This is a genomic window from Paenibacillus sp. FSL R5-0517 (genome assembly GCF_037974355.1).
Taxonomy (GTDB): Bacteria; Bacillota; Bacilli; order Paenibacillales; family Paenibacillaceae; genus Paenibacillus.
On record NZ_CP150235.1, the window covers coordinates 1,079,671 to 1,103,194 of the forward strand.

Genomic DNA, 23,524 nt, shown 5'->3' on the forward strand with positions numbered 1-23,524 from the left:
TTGTAAACGAATACACAAAGGAGGATACATGGAATGAAACTTCAAGATAAAGTGGCAGTTGTCACAGGTGCTGGTTCAGGTATGGGGAAAGCGATCGCGACGTTATACGCCCAAGAGGGTGCAAAAGTAGTCGTATCGGATATTAACGAGGAATCCGCACAGGCGGTTGTGAATGATATTAAGGCACAGGGCGGGGAAGCGATTGTGGTTCTGGCCAATGTAGCCAAAGAAGAAGATGTGCAGAATCTGATTGATACGACGGTGAGCACATACGGTACAGTAGATATTCTGATTAACAATGCGGGCATTATGGATGGCATGGAGCCTGCAGCGGATATAACGGATGAGAAGTGGGAGAGATTGTTCGCTGTGAACACAACCAGTGTGATGCGGACAACACGGAAAGTATTGCCGATCTTCCTGGAAAAACAAAAAGGCGTCATCGTGAACATTGCTTCGGCAGGTGGATTGCACGGCGGACGTGCAGGAGCAGCCTATACGGCCTCCAAACATGCGGTCGTGGGTTTCACCAAAAATACAGGGTATATGTATGCTGAGCAAGGCATTCGTTGTAATGCGATCGCCCCAGGTGCCGTGGCAACCAACATCAGCGCATCCATGACTGGCATTAGCCCATACGGTGCAGGACGGCAACAGCTGGGCATGGCAATCAACCCACGCATCGGGACGAGTGAAGAGATCGCCAAGGTGGCCTTGTTCCTTGGGTCGGACGAGTCCAGCTTCGTGAACGGAACCGTCGTTACAGCTGATGCAGGTTGGAGTTCCTATTAATCCATTCAAGCGCAGTCGAGCATGGAGTACCGAAATAGTGCGAACAGTCAGGAAGCCGCATAACCATATGCGGCTTCTTTTTTGTGTTACTCCGAGAACGGTGGATCACAGCGCCATATCCCGTATAGGACAAACGTTTGCATTTCTACACGGATGCTTGAAATGAATCAATTTAACGGTGGTTTTGGTTTGGAAAAGAGTGAGGATTCACGCACAATCAGACGATGGGGAATAATGACCGGATTATGAGGCTGTGGTTCCCCGCTTAGAATTTTCAACAAGACCTGAACGGCTGTATAGCCCAGCTGATAGGTTCCAATGTCTATAGAGCTTAAGGGTGGTGAAGCCAGCTCCGATAAAGCAATATTGTTAAAACTGACCACGCTGATATCCTCAGGCACCAGATAATGAAGCTCGGCAAGAGCTCTCAGTACCCCGAAGGCCACATTGTCATCAATGACAACGATTGCGGTGGGTCTGTTCGGCAAGGACATGAACAGCGACATCGCCCTGAATCCACTTTCCTGTAGAAATTCACCTTCCACAATCCAGTCACTATCGGCATCCAGCCCGGCTTGGGCAAGCGCTTTTTGGTATCCTAGCATGCGATCATGCGATAACGTAATGTCCGGTGGGCCGCTGACAAATCCGATTCGCGTATGCCCTTGGGCGATCAGATGATGTGTCGCATCATAAGCAGTCTGTACATTATCGTTATCCACCATGGGGGCATTGGGATGAGCTTCGCTGCGACCGATTAACACAAAAGGAAACTTTTCCGCTTCCAAAAATGAAATGATGGGATCGTCTCGTTTGGACCCAAGCAACAGAATGCCATCCACTCTGCGACCATGAACAAGACGGGAGATCGCGTGCAGTTCATTGTCTGATGAAGTTTCAGTGGTTAGCAGCAATTCATAATTCATACGGGTGGCATGTGTAATAATACCCCGCAGCAGTTCCCCGAAAAAGTAATTCTGAAACAACTCTTCAGCAGGACGCGGAAGCATAATGCCAAGGGTATGGGTCGTCTTGGAAACCAGGCTCTTCGCCATGATGTTGGGATGGTAGTTTAATTCTTTCATGATTTGCTTCACTTTGAGAGACGTCTTGGTGCTGATTCTGGGATGGTTGGAAATCACTCGTGACACTGTAGAAGGGGAAACACCCGCCAATTTGGCAATATCCTTGATCGTAATCATGTAAAAAATCCCTTCTGAACAATCGTATAAATATTCTCCTATGGTAATCCAAAGGATACGATAAATCAATTGCTAACTGCCACATATGGGTTGCACAGGAAGTAAAATAAAGGAAGAAAGAGTCTGAACAAGAAAATAGGAAATTACTGTAGGTAGAAGAGGTAAATTGGTTAAAATTGAGCAAATATGGCTTGTGCAAACGTTTGTGCAAAGAAAGTTAGGTATTGTATGATGTGATTGTTATTGTAGCGCTTACATCTATGAATTTACATACTTCTTGACTTATTTCCCCCTACATATTGAACGAAGGAGTCATCTTGTCTTCCATTTGGGCAAACGTTTGTACAAAAGTGAACATGGAATGCAAAACCTGACAACATACGCAGACAAAAGGGTGAAAAGCGCGAACATTGTTGGACCAAGCAGAGGGAAGGGGACATTTTACATGAGAAAATGGCAAGGGGCAACATTGTCCGTCATGATGGCTTTCACACTGGCTGCATGCGGGGCTGGAGGCGGAAGTCCATCTCCAACTACGGCAGGTGAAAATCCGGAGGAAGTGGTAGAGCTGACAGCCGAGAATCTTCAACCGGAAGAAGGGGCAACCCTGGTGATCTGGGAGGACAAAAATCAAAGCAGTTTTATTGAGCAAAGAGCCAAAAAATTCGAAGAGAAGTACGGGGTAACGGTCAAAATGGAGGAGCTACCTCCAACCGATCAGGTCACCAAACTAACGACGGATGGCCCGGCGGGTCTCGCGGCAGATGTTGTCGTTTTCCCACATGATAAGATTGGTAGCGCTTCAGAGGCGGGACTTATTCTGCCCAATGACATATTCGAAGCAGAGACCGCAGAGAACACCAGCGACAACGCACTGAAGGCGGTAACGTTCAAGGATATCCTGTACGGCTATCCGTACAGCGTGGAGACGTATGCTCTCTTTTACAACAAAGCATTGTATCCAGAAGCTCCGAAAAACTTTGATGAGATTATCAGCTTCGCCAAGACGTTCAATAACGTGAAATCCAATCAATATGCGCTGATGTGGGAATTGCAGCAATTTTACTATAACTATGCATTCCTGGCTTCACAGGGCGGTTATATTTTTGGGGACAACGGGATGGATAGCGCGGATCTCGGTCTGAATAACGAAGGAGCCCTGAAGGGTGGACAGTTCTTGCAGAAGCTGAAGTCGGAAGTACTGCCGCTCAAGATGGGTGACGTGAACTATGATATCAAAAAAGGATTATTCTCCAGCGGCAAGCTGGCTATGGATATTAACGGTCCGTGGACCATTGCCGATTATCGCAATGCCGGTATTGATTTTGGCGTTGCTCCGCTTCCGGCAATTGATGGCAAACCGATGACCTCCTTCTCTGGTGTTAAAGCCTATTATGTAAATGCATTTACACAATACCCGAATGCATCGAAGCTTCTGGCAGCGTTCCTTTCCAATGAAGAGGCTCAGATGGAGAACTTTGATCTAAACGGTACACTCCCTGCGAACAAAAACGTGGCTGCTGATTCAAAGGTGCAGGAGGACCCAATCAATAAGGCGTTCTTGGAACAGTTCAACAACTCTACACCAATGCCTTCCCTTCCTGCCATGGACAGCGTATGGGGACCAATCACGTCTGCGATTACGGATATATGGGATACCGATAAGGACGTGAAGGCATCGCTGGACAATGCCGTGAAACAGATCCAGGAAAGCCTTGCTACCGTCCAATAGGGACGAACGACGAATCCGAAGATATGCATAAGAATTGTATAGATTGAACTTCATATTTACACAAAAACGGAGAGGTACAGTGTAAGCACACTTTGTTCAATGTATACACGTTAGCAATAGGCGGGGAGGAGAGAGCAAATGCAGCAGCAGCATGTCCCGGTGCCCGTTGGACCGAACAGGGAAAGACAACACCGGATGACAGCGGCTATATGTTCCATCATACTGCAAGGTCTTGGACAGCTGTACAATCGACAGTGGATTAAGGGAATTTGTCTGTTGTTACTGGAGGGAGCAGGGCTTGCGTACCTGCTTCCTCGTCTGTCACAGGCTGTATGGGGCATATGGACACTGGGGGAAAATACACAGCGTTTTGTCAAAGTGAATGGGTCCACCGTACTTCAAAGGGGAGACCATTCCATCTTTTTACTGTTGGATGGCATTATCGTACTACTGGTGTTTTTTGTGTTTATTCTGATCTACATCCTGAATATTCGGGATGCATACGTCACGGGAGTCGCCAGGGAAGAAGGGAAGAAGACCCTGGGCGCAGGGGCTTCGCTTCGAAACATGATGGACAAAAACTTTCCCTACCTGTTTCTGTCCATTCCGGCACTGGGCATTCTGTTTTTCACCGTTATGCCGATTCTGTTTACGATCACGATTGCATTTACCAACTACTCAGCCCCGGATCATATTCCGCCAGCCAAACTCGTGGACTGGGTTGGCTTCAAGACGTTCAGTGATCTGATTCAGTTGAAATCCTGGAGCCAGACCTTCTATGGCGTACTGACCTGGACGGTCATCTGGGCCATTCTGGCGACAGTCACCACCTATTTTGGCGGTGTGCTTGTGGCACTGTTGATAGAACAGCGGGGCATACGCTTCAAGAAGCTATGGCGCACGATTTTTATTTTGCCTTATGCGATCCCGCAGATCATTTCTTTGCTGCTCATGCGTAATCTGTTCAATGGCCAGTTTGGACCAATCAATACGTACATGCGAGCGTTTGGGCTGGAGGGATTACCTTGGCTTACAGATCCGTTCTGGGCGAAAGTCACCGTCATTGTTGTCAACATGTGGATCGGTATTCCCGTCAGTATGGTGCTCATTCTGGGTGTATTGACGGCCATCCCTCGTGATCTCTACGAGGCTGCCGAAGTGGATGGAGCATCCGCATTTCAGAAATTCCGAATTATTACGATGCCGTTCATTCTTTTTGCTACAACTCCGGTACTCATCATGCAGTTCGCCGGAAACTTCAACAACTTCAATGTCATCTTCCTGCTGACGAACGGAAATCCGCTACGCGGAGATTATCAGTACGCGGGGGCGACAGACCTCTTGGTAACTTGGCTCTACAAGCTCACGCTCGACAATAACAAGTTCAATATGGCTTCAGCGGTAGGGATTATTATCTTCCTTATCATCGCTTCATTCTCCATCTGGAACTTCCGCCGCTCCAAATCATTCAAGGAGGAGGACATGATTCAATGAAGACACGTAATAATCCGCTGCGACTGGCTCTGAGTTATGTGTTATTGGTGATTATCGCTATTGTCTCCATCTACCCGGTACTCTGGATCTTTCTCTCTTCCCTGAGACCGGGTGCGGCATTGTTCAGTGAACGGTTGTGGCCCGAAGCATTCACGCTGACTCATTACGGTGAGTTATTTAATAATCCGTCCTTTATGTATGGAAGATGGTATATGAATACGCTGAAAATTGCCTTTTTCACGATGATCTTCTCCACGTTGATGGTGACACTCGGGATGTACGCACTGTCCCGCTTCCGCTTCCGTGGACGTAAAACCATTCTCTCCACCATGCTGATTCTTGGCATGTTCCCAAGCTTTATGAGCATGATTGCGATCTATATCATTTTGCTGCAAGTTAAATTGCTCGACACCCACGCTGCGCTCATCCTGGTCTATTCATCCGGAGCAGTACTGGGTGGATTTATCGTCAAAGGTTTCTTTGATACGATTCCTCGCAGTCTGGACGAAGCTGCTCGCATGGATGGTGCGAGTCACCTGCGGGTATTTACCAGCATCATCCTGCCCTTATCCAAGCCAATGCTGACCTATGTGGCACTAACCAGTTTTACCGGTGCGTGGATGGACTTTATCTTCGCCCGGCTGGTGCTGCGGACGAAGGAAAACTGGACGCTGGCGGTGGGGATGTGGGATCTGGTCAACCGGTATCAGGACAGTAACTTTACGATGTTTGCTGCGGGGGCGGTACTGATCGCCATTCCAATTACCCTGCTGTTTGTATTCCTCCAGCGATTCCTTGTTCAAGGGCTGACAGCAGGTGCTTCCAAAGGGTAATGCCGTGCCATAACAGCATAGTCAGCCGCGGTAAATGCGGCACTTCAACCAGGCACTTCCGTAATGTCCTGTCTTTGTCGACAGCCATTGCTGCGGAAGTGCCTGATTCTATATGGGCTTGAATCATGATTAGGGAGGAACGTGATGTATGGGCATAAACCCGTCCAGTGAGCCCGAGGTTATGGGATATCAACGAGGACAAGCTGCATTGCAAAATGCCAAGACTCCGCGAACGCTTTGGCGTAATGTTACCTTTCGGAGGATATTGTACGGCTATGGTATCTCCGTATTCGGGGATTGCTTTAATGGGATTGCGATCAGTCTGTGGGTGTTACAGACCACAGGGAGTGCGAAGAGCATGGCGGCCGTACAGATCTGCAATATGGCCGTCAGCTTTCTGTTTGGATCGGTGGCGGGTACGGTTGCAGACCGGTTGGATCGCAGGAAGCTGATGCTGGCCTCGGATGTATTCCGCGGCGTCATGGCTGTACTGATTGCGATTAGCTTATTTGGTTGGCATGCGCCGTTCCCGGTGGTACTGCTGTTGCTCTCACTCTCCATGTTTTCAAGTCTGTTTCAGGCACCTGCATTCCACGCCTCAGTGGCAAGTATGGTAGGCAGGGAGCATATTCAACAAGCAACCGGAACCATTCATATGGTGGATAATCTTGCCCGAATCAGCGGTCTGGCCGCGGCGGGCGTTGCTGTGGCTGCATTTGGAGGATTCGTCGCTATATTAATTACAGGGGCAACCTTTCTGTTGTCCGCAGTCTGTGTGCTGATGGCGGGCCACTTTCCTGAAGTACAGCGATCCGTTAGTCAGCAGACCACGTTTGTTCAGGAATGGCGCAGTTCGTTTGGCTACATCTATCGGAATCGTCTGATTCGATCCATTGTATTGCTCAATCCAGTGCTAATCTTGTTTTTCATGTCAGCCATGATGCTGGTTCAAGTGATGGCAGTTAAGGTATGGGAGGCGAATCCGGTACAGTTTGGATTAATTGAGACCTGTATTCCACTTGGATATATGATGGGCTCTGCACTGCTGATTGCTTCGGGGAAACGATTGAAGCGAAGAGGGAGATGGGTATTTATCGGTCTGATTGTTTTAGGCCCACTCTATATTTTTTTGGCGAATGTATCCTCACCAATCATGGCGTTGCCGTTAATCGTGGGCGGAGGAGCGATGTTCGCCTGCTGTACGATGCTCACCCAAATTATGCTGAGGACAGCCGTACCGGACGAGCTGCAAGGAAGGGTCTATGGCGTCGTTGGAACAATCACCAGTACAGCGCCTATTCTGGGATTGACTGTTGTCTCCGTATTGGCAGATCAGTGGGGGGCAGCTTCTGTGCTGCAAGGCGTGGGCATATTGCTGTTGGCCACAGGTATTCTGGCAGCCACAACATTGAAGTCGATTCGAACCTATCAATAAAACGTAGTAGGGAGTATGCATGATATGGATTGAACCACATGTACACATCGGTAGAGAGTGGGATAGAGGTAATCTTCGCAGCTTATGAAGAACCTAAGCATTCTGGCTAAGTTAAACAAAACAAAATAAAACAAAACCCGGAGCATACGCTGCGTTAGCGTAACTACTCCGGGTTAACTTGTGGACAGAATATTCTATTGCCAGTTTACATTTACAGTCGCTGTACCGCTGGCTGGTGTGGTAAATGTGTGGTTGGAACCACCTTCCCACGTAATGGTTGCCCCATTTTTCTTGAAGAATTTGAACTCCAGTTGTTTACCGGCAGGAACGCTCACATCATAGTACCAAGTTGGGTAGGCGTGGATAACCTGATTGAATGCAGGCCCAATAGCTGTTGTGCCCGTACTCCAGTTGCCCAGTTCTGCCACATTACCTGTCAGATAGATGTTCTGACCCAGTGTGGTGGAAGCGTTGTTAATGACGAATCGTACAGTGACCTGATCACCTGTAAGGATGGTGAAGTTGTTATAGGCATTGCTGTTGACGCCATTCGCAGCTACTTTCACAGCATAATTGCCTGCGGCAACAGCCGGGATCGTCACTTTGATCTGTGTATCTTCCCAGGATGCAATGGCTGCACCAGTAACGGCTGTTGTACCGAAGTATACGGTACCTTTGGTGGAGCCAAATCCACGTCCGCTAATCGTAACAACATTACCTGGTTTGCCCATCACCGGACCTACATGTCCAATCGTTGGTGTTGTTTCGCTTGTTGTATACTGCCAGACCGCGGTTGCCCCGGCAGCAAGCGTGAATGAAGAGACGGTACCATTGGTGGAAGTGATGTTATTACCGTTCAGTGCGCCGCCTAGTACATCGGTGTAGTTGCCTGTTGGCAGTGAAGTGCTTAGATTCGCAATGCTCGCTGGTGTGGAGAGATTACGGTTCACGGCAACAACAGCTACACTTTTGCCGAATTTGCGTTCATAGATATACACATCATTATTGATCCAGCGTTGCTGCGTGGAGCCGTAGGCAATAGCCGGATTGGATTTGCGAAGAGGGGCCAGCTTGCTGATGACGTTGAAGGCCGTTGTTGTTTTGGAGAAAGAAGGCATTTTGGCCCGATTGTCAGGGTCCCCGTTACCTGTCAGATACTGTTCGGTACCATAATAGATGGCAGGTACGCCGCGTGAAGTCAGCGTGAACGCCAGCGCCTGTTCCAGACGACGGTTATTGACGGCACTTGTTTTGAAGCGATCCATATCATGGTTGTCGATAAACGTAACTTGATCATTTACCTGATTATAATCTGCCGCTGTGCCTGTAATCATCGAATCGAGAGCATACATGTTGGATGTGTTATCCCGGAAGACGTTACGTACGGCAGAGTTAAAGCGGAAATCAAGCAGGCTCATCCCGGATTCATTGGCAAATTCCGTGTTATCCGCATCGGATGCAGCAGATCCCAGGAACCATTCACCGAAGGTGAATACAGGTTTATGTGCATAGATAGAGGACATCCAGCTCTTTTGCCAGCCGAGAGGCATATGTTTCACCGCATCAACACGAATCCCGTCCACGCCCATATCAAGCCATAGCTTGATTGCATCTTTGAAATATTGGTCAATGGTACTGTTATTATGATTCAGGTCAGCCAGGTCATAGAGGTTTTTGTAGATACCATTCTCCAGGGAGGAAAAATCGGAGCCGCCGTTGTGATGGAAATATCCATTTGTATCATTTGTGTATCCGCCAACAAGATTACCGTTATCGTACAACTTGCCGTTCTCAGCGAAGGACGTATCGGTTTCCATGGCAGGAGACGTATGGTTCGGTGCAAAGTCAATGACGATCTTGATGCCTTTGGCATGAGCGGTTGTAATCAGATTTTGAAAGTCAGCCATCGTTCCGAAATACGGATTGGTCTTCTTGAAATCACGTGCCCAGTAGCCATGATATGCTGTGTTGATAACGCCGCCATAGTTGATCGTGGCGAAGATATTCTCAACCGGCTGGGAGATCCACAATGCGGTAACGCCCAGATCGCTGAAATAGTTATCGTTGATTTTGTTAATCAGGCCCTGCCAGTCGCCTCCGCAATACAACTTCAGGTTGCTGCAAGTGGCATCGTAGGCAGCTCCGGTGGGATTGTTGGAAGGATTGCCGTCCAGGAAGCGGTCCGTAAAGATCTGATAGATGACGTCTGTACTGAAGTTCTGCTTGTTGGTAACTGCGGTATCCGCATCGGCATAGATCGCGGAAGCAGGCAGATAGGGAAGTGCGCCTCCTGCAAGTAAACTGAGTGTCAGTGTTGTGCTGAGGAGTACGCGTTTGGCCATTTGAAACATAGTAATCCACCCTTCTCGTGAATGTAGTAGTTTAGATAAACAACCAACCTGGCTTTTGAATAATAGCGCTTTCAATACAACGGAATGATACGCAGTGGATTGAAGACTTCCCTCCTTTTGACACGCCAACAACCCCGGCATCTCCTTCGGGAGTTACCGGGGTTGTCCTAAACCGCTCTGGTTTAAAAGCATGGCCCTCGAGTTATGATCACAACGTTATCGTAAGAAATAATGGATCTTATGTCAATAACTTTTTTGAGAGCATTTATTTTCTATTTTTATGTTTACAAAAGCACGTTCGCGCATTAAACTATTCGCAGATTCACAATATAAGGGCTATGTATCCCGGGACACGCACGTGTGTTTTGGGACAACCCCGTCTCTTCTGAGGCGGGGTTATTTGTATTATGCAGTCGAATCGGGAGAAGAGAGGCGGTTGACGATCGTTGAGTACCCATTCTGTCATCGAATGTTTGGAAGGCATTCAGGCATCACGGCTGGGCAATATCCGCAACATTTATGTGTATCTCCCGCCCGGTTACCATGAGCATACAGCTCGGCGTTATCCGGTTCTGTACGTTCATGCAGGGCAGCGGGCTTTTGGTCCGTCCGGGCCAGGCAATGAAACATGGAATATCGATCAGGCAGCAGACGGTCTTATTTCTTCCGGGCAGATTGAATCACTGATTATTGTCGGCATTACGCATGTCCGTCCAGTCACGCACAACGAATTCTATCACTTCATCGCCCCGGAGAGAGAGGCCGTGAGTGTGGGATGCTCAGGCATCGCCTATGAGCATTTTATCATTCATGAACTCAAGCCGATCATTGATCATCGGTACCGGACGTTGCCGGACAAGGAGAATACCGGGCTGTTGGGTTCATCTGCTGCTGCACTTTGTACATTGCACATGGGGATGCGAAATCCGGATGTTTTCGGAAAACTGATCATGATGTCGCCATTCTATGTGGATGTGCAGCTGGACGAAACATCGGAAAGCGGGCTGTTGGAAGAAAACATGTATCGCTTGCCAGAAGAGGTACCCGACGTTCGGATGTGGATAGATATTGGAGACACGGAAGGCCTGTTTCTGCCTTCCCAGGTCAGAAGGGTAGCTCATCAATTACTTGAACGCGGAGTCAGAGCGGATGAGGAATTGGCATTTCTGGAACAGCCGGATGCCTGTCATCAGGAAGGTGACTGGGGAGCACGCGTTCATCTCCCATTACTATACATGTTCGGCCACGTAGGTAACCCCACCTCGCTTCAACTGCTTGGCAGGGATGTCATCGGACTACAGGGTGGAATGACCGTGTGTATCAATGCACTAATGCACTACGAGAGCGGATGGGTTCGGAGTCTGCTGCATGGAAATTATACTTCAAGTGACCCGGATGTAATCCAGGTTCGTTCGAATGGAGAACTGGTGCCTGTCGGTATTGGAAGTGCATCCATCACGCTGACTATGGGGGGACTGTCTGCTACACGCATCTATACTGTGGTTCCTGAATTGTCCACTCATGTGGAGGTCTGCATTCATGCAGAGGTAGCCTCAGAGGAAGGGACGCAGGAAACGATCTATGGTGGGATGGGCATGAAGCTTGTCCGTTCCGGTATAGGTCGATATGAAGGTTGTTACCGAGTTCCGCGTGATAGTGGATTCTCCTTCCGGTTTACTCGGGGTTTCCGCCGCTTCGAGACCGATGTGGATGGCAAACCTGTTGTCAATCGTGTATTTCGAGCGACAGATGATATGTCTGTACATTATTTAATCCAATCCTGGGGCAGTACGTCAGCCAAAACGGGAACAGGAGGCCCAAAATGATCATTCCTTCATTCGCTCCAGTGCTGGACATTCCCTATTATTATCCCTGCAATTTCCCTCTGATTCATGAAGTGCTCCATCAGCAAGGATCCATTACAAGTCTTGCACTGCTGGCGGCAAGCCGGTTGTACAGCCTTCCATCGTGCGGGGATAACGGACTGGTGAAGCCTTATTTTCACAAACTGGATTATGTTGAGCCGATCTGGGAGATGTATGGTCAGCGGGAGCTGGACAGCTTCGAGGAAGGCAAGGCGCAGATTAGGCAGCATATCGGCGATGGTGGGCTTTTTTTGGCTACAGGAACCAGTTATCATCTGCCTTATTGTGAGGATTATCAGAATCCCGAATACATTCGCAAACACGTGAAGCAAGGCTCCCGACTGCATCTGGTAGACCATTGGATTGCCGTGTATGGTCTGGAAGATGAGCATGTTCACGTCTATGATCCAGTGCCCTCCAAGTACAAGGGGAAGGTTGCTCAAAGAGCCTTTCATGATTTCTGGAAAGGGAACCAATGCATACCCGAGCTTGCTCAGGCGAAGCGCAAAGAGAAACTCCGAACGTTTGGCACCATGGACATTCGGGCAACTGTGCAGCTTGACTCTGCCGGGTACCGAGACATGTTGAACCAAGCGTTAACAACGCAGATTGAAGAATTTCTGACAGGCCGGACGATTACACAAGGAGAGCGGAATTATTATTTTGGACATGCGGTGTCTCTGCAGCTCATGGATACGTTGCATGGGACGAAAGAAGGAGATCAAGCCAATGAAATGTTAATTTCGGGTCTGCTCTTCGATATGCGATGGAGCCGGTATTTTCTTCGAGATCTTCTTCAGGAGTCTGCCTTATGGCTAGGTTCACCACTTGATCAATATGCAAGAAAATTCAGCGACATCATTGTACGGTGGGAGAAGGCATACAATATGCTGCAGGTCAGCCGGATGAAGAACCGCGAGCACTGGAAAGTACAGCTTACAGGTGTCATTAAAATGTTGATCACGGATGAATGGCACTGGTATGAGTCGCTTCGACAGTCCATGCCTCAGGCAGATTGCTTTCAACGTCAGACCGTGCCAATGATTGAACAAGAACACAGGGAGGCTTTGCTTCGTATCGTGCTGGATAGTTGCCGGGAGTTAAATGCATACCATAATACATCGATTCCGCTTGGTGAGGGCGGTAACGCTCCGCTATACGGACGAAATGGACAACTGGATTCGCTGGAACTCGTGTCATTGCTTGCTGTGGTGGAGCAGGGAATCGAAGATCGTTGGGGTACGGGAATGGGAGCTGCTCTGGCGGAGATAGCAGCTGCTTCCATGCCGGAAAGTCCCTATCAGACGGTAGGCTCACTTGTTGATTATCTCGCACAACAATATTCGCCTGCCGGTGAGGAGGAAGCAAAATGTTAAACCAATTCTTGCTTGAACGATTCGAGGAACAGGGACAGCATCCTGCACTGATCTGGAAGGATCAGGAGTACAGCTATCAGTGGCTGCTGGAACAGGTTGGCGTCATGAGTGAGTGGATTATAGCAGAAGGGCTAACGGGGCAACTTGTAACGCTGGAGGAAGACTATTCCCCATATGCAGCGGCAGCATTGGTTGCTTTGCTCGGGCAAGGGTGTATCCTGCTCCCCATGGATCGGTACCTGGTTGAAGCCAAACGACAGGAATATATTGAACTGGCACAGGTGAAATGGCGATTGGGCGTTGAAGATGGCAAGCTGTGCATTCGGCAAACGTGTGAAACTTCTGGAGAGATTCCTAGGTTGTTATCTACGCTGGCACAGGAGGGTGTAGGAGGCCTGGTACTCTTTTCATCCGGATCGACCGGAGTGAGTAAAGCGACTGTGCATCGTGCAGATCGGCTGTTATATCGTTTTCGCCGGCGGGTTCGGCCCTTGCGAACGATTCCATTCATGATGTTTGATCATATCGGCGGTGTGAATACCATGCTGCAGTCCCTGTCCAGTGGGGGATGTCTGTGTATCATTGCGGATCGATCTCCCGAAGAAGTGTGCCGGACGATTGAGAAGTTTCGTGTGCAGGCGCTGCCCGTCTCCCCAACATTCATGAATCTGTTGCTGTTGGGCAGAAACGATGAAGGGTATGACCTGTCCAGTCTCGAGGTTGTATCATACGGATCGGAAGTGATGCCTGAGTCCGTACTGGCAGCCTGGAATCGGAGATTTCCACAGATCAGGACGATACAGGCCTATGGTATGTCTGAACTTGGTATTCTGCCAACCCGTTCCAAAGAACCAGGTTCTCTACTGTTCTCCATTCAAGATGAAGAGGTCAAGTACCGGGTGGTGGAAGGAGAATTACAGATTCGTACAGCAACAGCGATGATCGGATATCTGAATGCACCATCACCTTTTACGGAGGATGGATGGCTGCGTACCGGAGATGAAGCCGTATTGGAGCAGGGGTACATTCGCATTTTGGGTCGCCGTTCGGAGATTATTAACATAGGGGGACGGAAGGTATATCCTGCCGAGGTTGAGGGTGTGCTGGAAGAGATGGAATGTATTGAAGCGGCGGTAGTTTCGGGAGAACCGAGTGGTATCACGGGTCAGAGAGTGAAGGTGACTATCCGGCTGGCTACAGAATGTACTCTAACCGATCTGCGGCGGTCCATCTGGGAATATTGCCGGGACAAGCTGCCTTCTTATAAGATTCCGCAGAAAATCGTAATTACACAGGGAGAACTCGTAAGTTCGAGAATGAAGAAAATTCGTAAACCGTCGATGTCGATATCCTTCGCCTCGGCTGGGAAATAGGTTCCTGCCACCAATGAGTTTTATCTCAATTGAATCGCTACCGCTAACGAATCTCAAACGTCGTATTAAGGGGATGATCAAGAAAAGTAAAACTTAACGAATCTCAGCAACGTTATTCCGTCGAAAGCACCGCTTCTGCTTGCGAAAATCGACTTATTAAACAAAATAACATTTCTCTGATTCGTTAGACATTTAGCCCGGATATAATGAAGCAAATAACGTGTGCTTGGTTCGTTAGAATATGACATATAAAACGCATAAGATGCAGGAGAGGCTGTCCCTGGTCGTCAATATGACCTGGAGGACAGCCTCTTTTGGAGTTATATCGCCTTGTTAGCTGTATTTATATCAAGCTTCCGCAGGTTGTTTGACCTCCATTTGCAGTAAGGAGAAGCCGTAAGCTTCCAGATCGAGGGTCAGTTTATTTTGCCGGGATTCCACTTCGTTTGATGTGTACAGATTTCGCCAAACGTTACGATCTGCCAAAGGCAGTTCAAGAGTACATGGCTCATCTCCTGCATTCAGCACAAGAAGCATGCGCTCACCCGTATGCGAATCCGATCGTTCGATGGCAAGACAAGGGTCTCCGGCTTTTGCATATACAATCTTCAGTTCCGTGCTGCGCAGCGCAGGGTGCTGTTTGCGAAGGGCAATCGTATGGGTGAAGAATTCCAGAAGTTCACGGTTCTGCTTGGTCTCATCCCATTCCATACACTTGCGGCAACCCGGATCATATCCCCCGTCAAGCCCGACTTCGTCTCCATAATAAATACATGGCACACCTGGATACGTAAGCAGCAACGTAACGGCAAGTTTCATCTTACGCTCGTCTCCATCACATAAGGTCAGCAGTCTGGGTGTATCATGACTTCCAAGCAGATTGAAGGCAGCTTCAGTAACCGTTTGTGAATAGGCTGCAAGCAGTTTGCCGATCTCATTGGCAAATCCGAGTCCATCGAGCTTTCCGTTCACGGTGTAGTCCAATACCGAATTGGTAAACGGATAATTCATCACGGCATCGAATTGGTCTCCCTGAAGCCACATGAGCGAATCATGCCAGATCTCACCGAGCAGATACGCATCAGGTTTGATGGCTTTTACCGTCTGACGGAATTCGCGCCAGAACTGGTGATCCACCTCGTTGGCCACATCGAGCCTCCATCCGTCAATGTCCATCTCCTCGATCCAGAACCGTCCGACCTCCAGCAGGTATGCCTTCACGTCAGGGTGTTCCGTGTTCAGCTTTGGCATAAGCGGTTCAAAGGCAAAGGTATCATATGTGGGTATGCCATCCTCCACACGTGGCGGCCAGTCTTTGATATAGAACCAGTCTGCGTAGGGGGAATCGGCTCCATTCTTCATGACATCGACAAAAGGAGGGAACTCTCTGCCGGAATGATTGAACACCGCATCCAGAACGACACGTATGCCGCGCTGATGACATGCATCCACAAAGGTCTTGAACTGTTCATTGGTTCCAAAATGAGGATCGACCTTCATATAATCGCCTGTATTATATTTATGATTCGTGGTGGCCTCGAACAGCGGACAGAAATAGATGGCATTGATGCCCAACTGGCTGATGTGATCCAGATGATCAAGCACACCTTGCAGGTCCCCGCCGAAGAAGTTCACAGGTGTGGGTTCCCCTCCCCAGGGTTCAGCATTGTTGGGACTGATAGATGGATCGCCATTGGCATAACGTTCGGGGAAAATCTGATAAAACACGGCGTCCTTCACCCACGCAGGCGGTTCAAAAATGTCGACCGGATTCATAAATGGAAAATCAAAAAATTCCAGTGGATGGTCAGGCAGCGCCTGCTCGAATCCGCGCTCCGTCATCCAGACCGATTCCTCTCCCTGAATCAATTGGAAGCCATACCGTAATCTGCGATAGGGAGGTGAGGTCTCGGCTTCCCAATAGTCGAACATCTCATCCCGGGCAAAGATGCGCATGGGGATGTGTGTGATTGTTCGATCCCAGGCATATTTGTCCCCGGTAATGGCAATCACCGCATCCAGATCACCGCGTTTGGAACGAAGACGCAAATGCATGGTCGAGCGATCATAAGCATAGGACCAATTGAGTTTGGGACGATGATAAATGGCTTCAAGAATCATGTGAATCACTCCTCGTTAGATGATGAGATTTCAGATCAATGCGGCCATAAAACGCAAAAAAGGCACAACCTCTATTGTTCACGAGGTTGTACCTTTCGGCAGCATAGCCTTTTGATTATAGTGCTATTATACGAACTAACTCAGCAAAAGAAAACACTTTTTTTCCTTAAATTTCAAAATTGTTTTTTAGAAATCATATCCAAGACTATTGGCGTAGGCAGACAGTTCTTTTTGATATTTCTCGATATTTTTCTTGCCGGCAGCAATTTTGGCATTGGCTTGTTTCAGGACAGCGCTGTTTACCGTAGTTTTGGAGACCGCTTTTTTGGCGAGTTGGAATCCTTCCAGTTGCGTATAGCTCCCTTTGATCAGGCTGGCATGGATTTTTTGCAACTCTGCAGTTTGCGGTTTAATCAGTTTCAGCTTGGATACATATTTGGTGTAGTTAGGAATTGCAGTGTTGGTCAGTTTCAGGAACACGGACTTGCGATTGGAAGATGTAATGTAAAATCCGCCTCCCAGTGCATTGAAAGCTTTCTCCTCATATACTGCTGCGAGATCCAACTGATTCAGGTAGTCCAGGAAATCTTCTTCTTCAACCGTAGGAATCGGTTCTTGTTCGGACGTGTCAACTTCTTCATAGTATTCGTCTTCCGAATATGTGGTGGTTGAGTCATCCGCAGCAGCGGCATAAGACCCTGCAGGTGCGAACACCCCGCCGAGCAAAACAAAACTCATAATGATTGATAGTAACCATGATTTCTTCACGTGCCAATATCCCCTATCTATAGATGTGATTTTATTCCAATGGATAATCTAACATAGTACGACAAGAAATTACAGGAAGGGTTTTACAGCAAAATCCTTTTCATATGCATAAAAATGAATAATTAATTTACCATCAAAATTACATTGTATTAGATGAAGAAGAATTACGATGAGAAATGGGGCTAATTCGCATAAGGGTAAAGATTACATATATGGTGAGTAGGGATGCGTATTGTATCGATATATATTATATGGTCTCAATTAATATGTATCTATTTATAGTTGTTTTCAGAAGTAATAGGAGCTGCGAGCGAGTGAGAAGTTTTCCCAAATAAAATGCTTGTATAATGATTTCATCTCCATTACAATACAATTGATAATGAGATTCAATATCATTTAGATAAAAAGGGGAGACAAGTTACATGTATAAAGTAAAGAAAAAGCTATACATTTATGCAGCATTTATTCTGATGATTTCACTGCTTGCTGGTTGTGCTTCGGGGGGAAGTGCCGAGACGACGAATACGTCCAGTCAAGCTGCAAGTAATAGTGAAAGTGATACAACTGCCAGTGCGGCTGAAGATCAGACCCGAGTGATCAAGCATGCCATGGGTGAAACGACAATAAAGGGAACACCGCAAAAGATCGTGACGCTGTTCCAAGGTGCTAATGATGTAGTCGTTGCACTGGGCGTGAAACCGACAGGCGTGGTTGAATCATGGGTTCAGCAGCCCGTCTATGAATATCTGAGAGCCGATCTGGATGGAGTTCCACAAGTAGGACAGGAATCCCAGCCCAATCTGGAGGAGATCAACAAATTGAAACCTGACTTGATTATTGCTACGAAGATCAGACATGAAGAGATCTATGATCAATTGTCCCAGATCGCACCAACGGTAGTAACGGAGACCCTGTTTGATTGGAAAGAAACCGTGAAGATGGCTGGGGAAGCGATGAATATGGTTGAGCAATCGGATAAATTGTTGTCAGATTGGGATGCCCGTGTAGCAGATTTCAAAGAGAAAATGGGTGATCGTCTGCCAATTGAAGCAACCATCACGAATTTTAGAGCCGATCAGGTTCGTATTTTCTACATGGGTTATGCAGGTAAAATTCTGAAAGAGCTTGGATTCACCAGACCCGAAGGACATGATGCAGACACATGGGGAGTTGAATTGACTTCCAAAGAGAATATTCCGGACATGAATGCGGACATGATCTTTAACTTCAATTCAGGCACCGAAACCGATGCGATTCAGAAAAATTATGATGATTGGACCAGCAGCCCGCTGTGGAAGAATCTTGATGCAGTCAAGAACAACCAACTGGTTCAGGTTGATGAAGTGGCCTGGAACATGGCAGGTGGATACACATCTGCGAATATGATGCTGGACGATCTATATAAGCAGTTCAACCTGAACTAACTAACTAACTAACTAACTAACTAACTAACTAACAGGAGCAGGACCTGCCGTGCACCAGGACATTCGTTAACGAAGTGTATGGGCAGGCAGGTCCTTTTCATTTTACAGATGAAAGAGTGAGAATATGTTTCCCCTTTTTACAAAGGCAAGCGCCAAGATCTATGGGCTGGCTGGTTTATTCATATTACTTCTGTTTGCCTGCCTTGCCAGTATGATTCTGGGACGCACGCATATCACATTTCAGATGGCATGGGATGCACTGCAATTCTACGACGAGAGTTCTGTGGAACATGTGGTTCTGCTGACGGAGCGCTTGCCACGAACCATTATTGCCGCTGTCGTTGGTGCAAGTTTGGCTGTGGCAGGTGCACTGATGCAGGCATTGACACGTAATCCGCTTGCATCACCAAGTGTGTTCGGGATCAATGCAGGGGCAATCTTTTTTATTGTCATTGCCATCGTAGTATTGTCCGTATCCTCGCTGACCACCATGATGTGGTTTGGTTTTGCCGGAGCTGCGGTTGCCGCGGCGATTGTGTATGCCTTGGGTTCCCTTGGTCGGGATGGCCTGACTCCGATCAAAATTGTACTGGCGGGGACGGCAATCTCGGCATTGTTTGCCTCGTTCACACAGGCGATTCTCGTGTTGGATGGAACCGGATTGCAGGATGTGCTCTTCTGGCTTGCCGGTTCAGTTAGCGGGCGGACATTGGATATGTTATATCCCGTTCTGCCGTACATGACAGCCGCAGCCATTGTCTCTCTGTTCATGGGCAGAGCGATTAATCTGCTATTGACGGGTGACGATATCGCCAAAGGCATGGGACAGAATGTACTTCTGGTCAAGGTGCTCATGGGCGTTGTTACCGTATTGCTAGCGGGTGGTTCGGTTGCCGTAGCCGGTTCGATCGGTCTGGTCGGTCTGGTTGTTCCGCATATCATGCGTGCACTGGTGGGCAATGATTACCGCTGGCTCGTTCCTTACTCTATTGTAGGGGGAGCCATTCTGCTGCTGTCCGCAGATGTGGTTGCCAGACTGGTAATCATGCCGCAGGAAGTTCCACTCGGTGTCATGACTGCATTGATTGGCGGACCTTTCTTCGTATACATTGCCCGCAAGGGGGTGACGAAGATATGAGGAAGATGTTGACTTTCCGCAATAAAAAAGACACCTTATCGATGCAAATGGAACGAAAATCACTGGTTGTCATCAGTGTGTGTATGCTCTTGTTTGTAGTTGCAGGAGTAGTCGGTACCAGTGTGGGCAGTGACTTTATTTCTCCGCTGGATGTACTTCGAACGATATTTGGTCTGAACGAAGGGGAACATGACTTCGTCGTGCTGACCCTGAGATTGCCACGAGTGTTATTGTCCCTGCTTGTGGGTGCAGCGCTCGGTATGTCAGGTGCACTCCTGCAAGGTATTATCCGTAATCCATTGGCCTCACCGGATGTCATCGGTATCACTGGTGGTGCGGCTGTTGCGGCTGTGGGGTTTGTTACGTTGCTGGGCGGAGCGGTGAGCATCAAGTTATTGCCGCTATTTGCCATTGTCGGTGCACTTCTGACGGCATTGATCATCTACATGCTTGCCTGGAAAAAGGGAGTCAGTCCGATCCGCTTGGTGTTAATCGGGATTGGAGTGTCAGCCATTACCGGTGCCGGGACGACCTTTATGCTGATCCTGAGTCCGTTCTACACGGCAGGTCAAGCCTATATCTGGCTGACAGGAAGTGTGTATGGAGCATCGTGGACCGATGTTCGAACCATACTGCCGGTTATCGTGATTGTTGTACCGCTGGCGATCTGGCTCGCCCGCAGCCTGAATGCACAGGAGTTTGGAGATGATCTGGCGACAGGACTGGGGGTAACGGTACAGTGGCATCGTTCTGCATTGCTGTTATGTAGTGTACTGCTTGCGGGAATCGCCGTGGCTGTGGCCGGAACCATTGGTTTTGTTGGCCTGATTGCTCCACATATTGCCCGGAAGCTGGTCGGTCGGATGTTTGGCAGTATGCTGATCGTGTCTGGACTGGTTGGTGCTCTGCTCGTATTTGCAGCAGATCTCATAGCTCGTACGGCCTTTCTACCGCTTGACGTTCCCGCAGGGGTATTCACCGCAGGCGTAGGCGCACCATTTTTCCTGTATTTGTTGTTCAAGAATCGAAATCAGTTTTGAGGAGGAGAGGACTGTGAGTATTCTGGAAGCCAAGGAGCTTACGATCTCCTATGGAGCAGATCCCATTATTGATAATTTGAACCTGACCATTCCCAAGGGACAGATCACCGTCCTGATTGGCAGCAACGGTTGTGGTAAATCTACGCTGCTGCGTACGATGGCCCGGTTGCTGAAATCCAGTTCAGGTTCCGTGCTGCTGGATGGTGAAGAGATTGCGAAGCTGCCGACCAAGGAGATTTCAAGACGCATGTCCATCCTGCCACAGGGTCCGACTGCCCCGGAAGGCCTGACGGTGAACCAACTGGTGAAGCAAGGACGTTATCCGCATCAGACATGGTTGAAGCAGTGGTCACGAGAGGATGAGCGCATGGTCAAGCTGGCACTGGAGTCCACGCATCTGACTGAACTTGCGGATCGGCCTGTAGATGCCCTGTCCGGTGGACAACGTCAGCGTGCCTGGATTGCAATGACCCTCGCACAGGGTACGGAAACGCTGCTGCTGGATGAACCTACAACCTATCTGGATATGACTCATCAGATTGATATCCTGGATCTGTTGTTTGAGTTGAATGAACGGGAAGGACGCACGATTGTCATGGTACTTCATGATCTGAATCTGGCATGTCGGTATGCGCATCACATTGTGGCTGTTCACAACAAGTCCATCTACGCGGAAGGTAAACCGGAAGACATCATTACGCAGGAGATGGTCCGTAAGGTCTTCCAGATGGAGTGTGAGATTGCGGTTGATCCACTCTTCGGTACACCAACCTGCATCCCGCATGGAAGGGGAAGGAAACTGAATGGGGAGCAGCGTTACACTCAGTTGGCTTGATTACTTCAATTAATGATTCGACGAATGATGATTCAAGCGATATCGCTATTTTTTTCAACCCACCTCGTCAACACTTCTGCGTTTAATGAAGATAACAGGAACAGGCAAGCTCTTGGTTTCATACAATCCAGAGCTTGCCACTTGTTGTACTTATTCTTCGATGTAACAAAACCACACCTGCATAAATCTAGTCTAAAATCAATCTTATTTTTCCTTAAAAGTTTATTATTGACAACAAAGATCGAATTGCCATAAAATAGATTTTATATGATATTGATAATCATTATCAATATTATACTACAATAAATATTGATGAACGTAGGAGCAATATAAGTTGAATTAATCATTTATATGCAACGGAGAGGACAGAAAAAACCTGAAAAAGCGGAGCTACAAGCTTTCTGCAAGAAAGCTGGCATCGAAAGCATACGCTATCCCCGGAATTTCCCCCTTTGTAAAAGGATTCAAAAAATCTGGGGATAACAGCGATTGGAAGGTTGTTCTGTCATTGTAGTGTCGGTGTAAATAATCTTTAACTCAACTTATATAGGAGCGAGTACCTTCATTCGATCGAGGAGGATTTTCAGTGTTTCCGAAAGGGATTCATAATCTGCAAAACCGACTCATTATAAGCAAAGCGAGGGAAATGGGGATCACCTGTGAGCCCCTTCTTGAGGGATGCGAGGACTTTCTGAAGCTGGCAGTAGGGGACAAGCCGATCATCATAAACAAAACCAGATCTCATCGTCTGCCGTTAATCGCCGGATTGCTCGCGAAGAACAAGCAGGCATGTAATATGCTGCTGCATGAACAGGGCATGCCTGTACCTTCCTATATCGTGATCCCGGAGATGGGGAGTGAAGCAGTAGCTTTTCTGAATAGATACCGCTCCATTGTGGTGAAACCGTTGGATGCGAGCAGCAGCATGGGCGTGACGCTGGATGTGCGTACTGAAGAGGAACTGGAGGCAGCCATTCATCTTGCGAGTGTGCACGGCAGCAGCATTATGTTGCAGCAATATGTGACCGGAATCGATTACAGAGTGCTGATCATTAACGGTGAAGTGGCGGCTGTGAATGAGTATCGACCTGTCTATGTCGAGGGGGATGGAACTTCAACCGTTCGCACATTAATCGAACAGTTGAATCAGGAACGAATGAAGATTACGTCCATTGGCGAGTATGAAGCCTTTCCCCAGGTGCATGCAGAAACGGAACGACTGCTGGAGGTATTACATGCACAAGGCACAAGCCTGGATGAAGTTCCTGCCGCTGGTGAAGAAATTGAGCTATATGATCTCCGTAACTCAGCCGCCGGAAAAATCAGTGAATTCTACAAGGATTGTACCGAGATCATTCATCCCGAGAATGCGCGAATGATCGTTCAGGCGGCCCAAACTCTTCAGATTGATGTAGCAGGGGTCGATGTTCGTTGTCGTGATATCCGCACGCCGATCTCCAGAGAAGAAGGGGGCATTCTGGAAGTGAACGCCTTGCCAGATCTCACACACCACGTCTTTCCCCATGGGGGGACAACTCGTGACGTGGTGCGGTTATACCTGGAATACTTGTGTCAGGAACAATTTGAATCTAAGTCATATAACTTATAACAACAGATAAACGACAATATATAACGGATATCAGATGACGGATACCCTTATTTATAATTCGGACCTTGCCTGATTTTGAATCCATACCATGCCATATGCAAAATGCAGAAAAAAGAAATTACAGGCAGCAGTTAAG

General features: G+C 48.1%; 17 protein-coding genes. 13 read left to right on the forward strand and 4 right to left on the reverse strand.

Annotated features, from left to right (window positions below; genetic code table 11):
* Positions 1 to 33: 33 nt before the first annotated feature.
* Entirely contained in the window at positions 34 to 792 is a 759-nt protein-coding gene (locus tag MKX40_RS04805; protein ID WP_278296680.1) for an SDR family oxidoreductase, read from the forward strand.
* 167 nt (positions 793 to 959) lie between these two features.
* On the opposite strand, the gene MKX40_RS04810 is transcribed toward MKX40_RS04805, so the two are convergent.
* Entirely contained in the window at positions 960 to 1,994 is a 1,035-nt protein-coding gene (locus MKX40_RS04810; protein ID WP_339239846.1) for a LacI family DNA-binding transcriptional regulator, read from the reverse strand.
* A 445-nt stretch (positions 1,995 to 2,439) separates the two neighbouring features.
* On the opposite strand from MKX40_RS04810, the gene MKX40_RS04815 reads away from it, so the two are divergent.
* From MKX40_RS04815 to MKX40_RS04830, 4 genes are all read left to right on the forward strand, one after another.
* On the forward strand, positions 2,440 to 3,726 hold the full coding sequence (locus tag MKX40_RS04815) for a maltose ABC transporter substrate-binding protein (RefSeq protein WP_339239847.1): 1,287 nt from the start codon (positions 2,440 to 2,442) through the stop codon (positions 3,724 to 3,726).
* A 138-nt stretch (positions 3,727 to 3,864) separates the two neighbouring features.
* Complete coding sequence (locus MKX40_RS04820; RefSeq protein WP_339239848.1) at positions 3,865 to 5,220, forward strand: ABC transporter permease subunit; 1,356 nt, start codon at positions 3,865 to 3,867, stop codon at positions 5,218 to 5,220.
* Positions 5,217 to 6,053: a sugar ABC transporter permease gene (locus MKX40_RS04825; protein WP_091015889.1), complete on the forward strand. Its 837-nt coding sequence runs from the start codon at positions 5,217 to 5,219 to the stop codon at positions 6,051 to 6,053. Before MKX40_RS04820 ends, MKX40_RS04825 begins: the two co-directional genes overlap by 4 nt.
* A gap of 148 nt (positions 6,054 to 6,201) precedes the next feature.
* Positions 6,202 to 7,488 carry an MFS transporter gene (locus MKX40_RS04830; RefSeq protein WP_339239851.1) on the forward strand — a complete coding sequence of 429 codons (1,287 nt, stop codon included), beginning with the start codon at positions 6,202 to 6,204 and terminating at the stop codon, positions 7,486 to 7,488.
* Positions 7,489 to 7,682: 194 nt separating this feature from the next.
* Here MKX40_RS04830 and MKX40_RS04835 read toward each other — a convergent pair whose 3' ends face one another.
* The gene (locus tag MKX40_RS04835; RefSeq protein ID WP_339239854.1) at positions 7,683 to 9,839 is read right to left on the reverse strand and encodes an alpha-amylase family glycosyl hydrolase; all 2,157 of its coding nucleotides are present in this window, start codon (positions 9,837 to 9,839) and stop codon (positions 7,683 to 7,685) included.
* 446 nt (positions 9,840 to 10,285) lie between these two features.
* Between MKX40_RS04835 and MKX40_RS04840 the strand changes: the two genes are divergently transcribed.
* From MKX40_RS04840 to MKX40_RS04850, 3 genes are read left to right on the forward strand one after another with little or no spacing between them, the layout of a single operon-like run.
* The gene (locus MKX40_RS04840) at positions 10,286 to 11,665 is read left to right on the forward strand and encodes an alpha/beta hydrolase-fold protein (protein ID WP_339239857.1); all 1,380 of its coding nucleotides are present in this window, start codon (positions 10,286 to 10,288) and stop codon (positions 11,663 to 11,665) included.
* Complete coding sequence (locus tag MKX40_RS04845) at positions 11,662 to 13,080, forward strand: hypothetical protein (RefSeq protein WP_339239860.1); 1,419 nt, start codon at positions 11,662 to 11,664, stop codon at positions 13,078 to 13,080. The genes MKX40_RS04840 and MKX40_RS04845 overlap by 4 nt, the downstream gene beginning before the upstream one ends.
* The gene (locus MKX40_RS04850) at positions 13,074 to 14,453 is read left to right on the forward strand and encodes a fatty acid--CoA ligase family protein (protein WP_339239862.1); all 1,380 of its coding nucleotides are present in this window, start codon (positions 13,074 to 13,076) and stop codon (positions 14,451 to 14,453) included. The genes MKX40_RS04845 and MKX40_RS04850 overlap by 7 nt, the downstream gene beginning before the upstream one ends.
* A 348-nt stretch (positions 14,454 to 14,801) precedes the next feature.
* Here MKX40_RS04850 and MKX40_RS04855 read toward each other — a convergent pair whose 3' ends face one another.
* Positions 14,802 to 16,574, reverse strand: coding sequence for an alpha-glycosidase (locus MKX40_RS04855; RefSeq protein WP_339239864.1), 1,773 nt, complete (start codon positions 16,572 to 16,574; stop codon positions 14,802 to 14,804).
* A gap of 186 nt (positions 16,575 to 16,760) precedes the next feature.
* Positions 16,761 to 17,342 carry a hypothetical protein gene (locus MKX40_RS04860; protein WP_339239867.1) on the reverse strand — a complete coding sequence of 194 codons (582 nt, stop codon included), beginning with the start codon at positions 17,340 to 17,342 and terminating at the stop codon, positions 16,761 to 16,763.
* A 422-nt stretch (positions 17,343 to 17,764) separates the two neighbouring features.
* Here MKX40_RS04860 and MKX40_RS04865 point away from each other — a divergent pair, with 422 nt between their 5' ends.
* From MKX40_RS04865 to MKX40_RS04885, 5 genes are all read left to right on the forward strand, one after another.
* Positions 17,765 to 18,766, forward strand: coding sequence for an iron-siderophore ABC transporter substrate-binding protein (locus tag MKX40_RS04865; RefSeq protein WP_339239869.1), 1,002 nt, complete (start codon positions 17,765 to 17,767; stop codon positions 18,764 to 18,766).
* Between the two features lie 124 nt (positions 18,767 to 18,890).
* Positions 18,891 to 19,904, forward strand: a complete 1,014-nt coding sequence (locus MKX40_RS04870; RefSeq protein WP_339239871.1) for an iron ABC transporter permease — start codon at positions 18,891 to 18,893, stop codon at positions 19,902 to 19,904.
* Positions 19,901 to 20,944 carry an iron ABC transporter permease gene (locus MKX40_RS04875; protein WP_339239873.1) on the forward strand — a complete coding sequence of 348 codons (1,044 nt, stop codon included), beginning with the start codon at positions 19,901 to 19,903 and terminating at the stop codon, positions 20,942 to 20,944. The genes MKX40_RS04870 and MKX40_RS04875 overlap by 4 nt, the downstream gene beginning before the upstream one ends.
* A gap of 13 nt (positions 20,945 to 20,957) precedes the next feature.
* Positions 20,958 to 21,779, forward strand: coding sequence for an ABC transporter ATP-binding protein (locus MKX40_RS04880; RefSeq protein WP_339239876.1), 822 nt, complete (start codon positions 20,958 to 20,960; stop codon positions 21,777 to 21,779).
* Positions 21,780 to 22,365: 586 nt separating this feature from the next.
* Positions 22,366 to 23,388: a hypothetical protein gene (locus MKX40_RS04885; protein WP_339239878.1), complete on the forward strand. Its 1,023-nt coding sequence runs from the start codon at positions 22,366 to 22,368 to the stop codon at positions 23,386 to 23,388.
* The last annotated feature ends 136 nt before the right edge of the window (positions 23,389 to 23,524 follow it).

Bases quoted from the DNA above. Each gene is read 5' to 3' on its own strand.
- MKX40_RS04830 (WP_339239851.1), top strand. From the start codon at position 6,202: ATGGGCATAAACCCGTCCAGTGAGCCCGAGGTTATGGGATATCAACGA.
- MKX40_RS04865 (WP_339239869.1), top strand. From the start codon at position 17,765: ATGTATAAAGTAAAGAAAAAGCTATACATTTATGCAGCATTTATTCTG.
- MKX40_RS04820 (WP_339239848.1), top strand. From the start codon at position 3,865: ATGCAGCAGCAGCATGTCCCGGTGCCCGTTGGACCGAACAGGGAAAGA.
- MKX40_RS04870 (WP_339239871.1), top strand. From the start codon at position 18,891: ATGTTTCCCCTTTTTACAAAGGCAAGCGCCAAGATCTATGGGCTGGCT.
- MKX40_RS04875 (WP_339239873.1), top strand. From the start codon at position 19,901: ATGAGGAAGATGTTGACTTTCCGCAATAAAAAAGACACCTTATCGATG.
- MKX40_RS04850 (WP_339239862.1), top strand. From the start codon at position 13,074: ATGTTAAACCAATTCTTGCTTGAACGATTCGAGGAACAGGGACAGCAT.
- MKX40_RS04805 (WP_278296680.1), top strand. From the start codon at position 34: ATGAAACTTCAAGATAAAGTGGCAGTTGTCACAGGTGCTGGTTCAGGT.
- MKX40_RS04845 (WP_339239860.1), top strand. From the start codon at position 11,662: ATGATCATTCCTTCATTCGCTCCAGTGCTGGACATTCCCTATTATTAT.
- MKX40_RS04835 (WP_339239854.1), bottom strand. From the start codon at position 9,839: ATGTTTCAAATGGCCAAACGCGTACTCCTCAGCACAACACTGACACTC.
- MKX40_RS04815 (WP_339239847.1), top strand. From the start codon at position 2,440: ATGAGAAAATGGCAAGGGGCAACATTGTCCGTCATGATGGCTTTCACA.
- MKX40_RS04825 (WP_091015889.1), top strand. From the start codon at position 5,217: ATGAAGACACGTAATAATCCGCTGCGACTGGCTCTGAGTTATGTGTTA.
- MKX40_RS04855 (WP_339239864.1), bottom strand. From the start codon at position 16,574: ATGATTCTTGAAGCCATTTATCATCGTCCCAAACTCAATTGGTCCTAT.
- MKX40_RS04810 (WP_339239846.1), bottom strand. From the start codon at position 1,994: ATGATTACGATCAAGGATATTGCCAAATTGGCGGGTGTTTCCCCTTCT.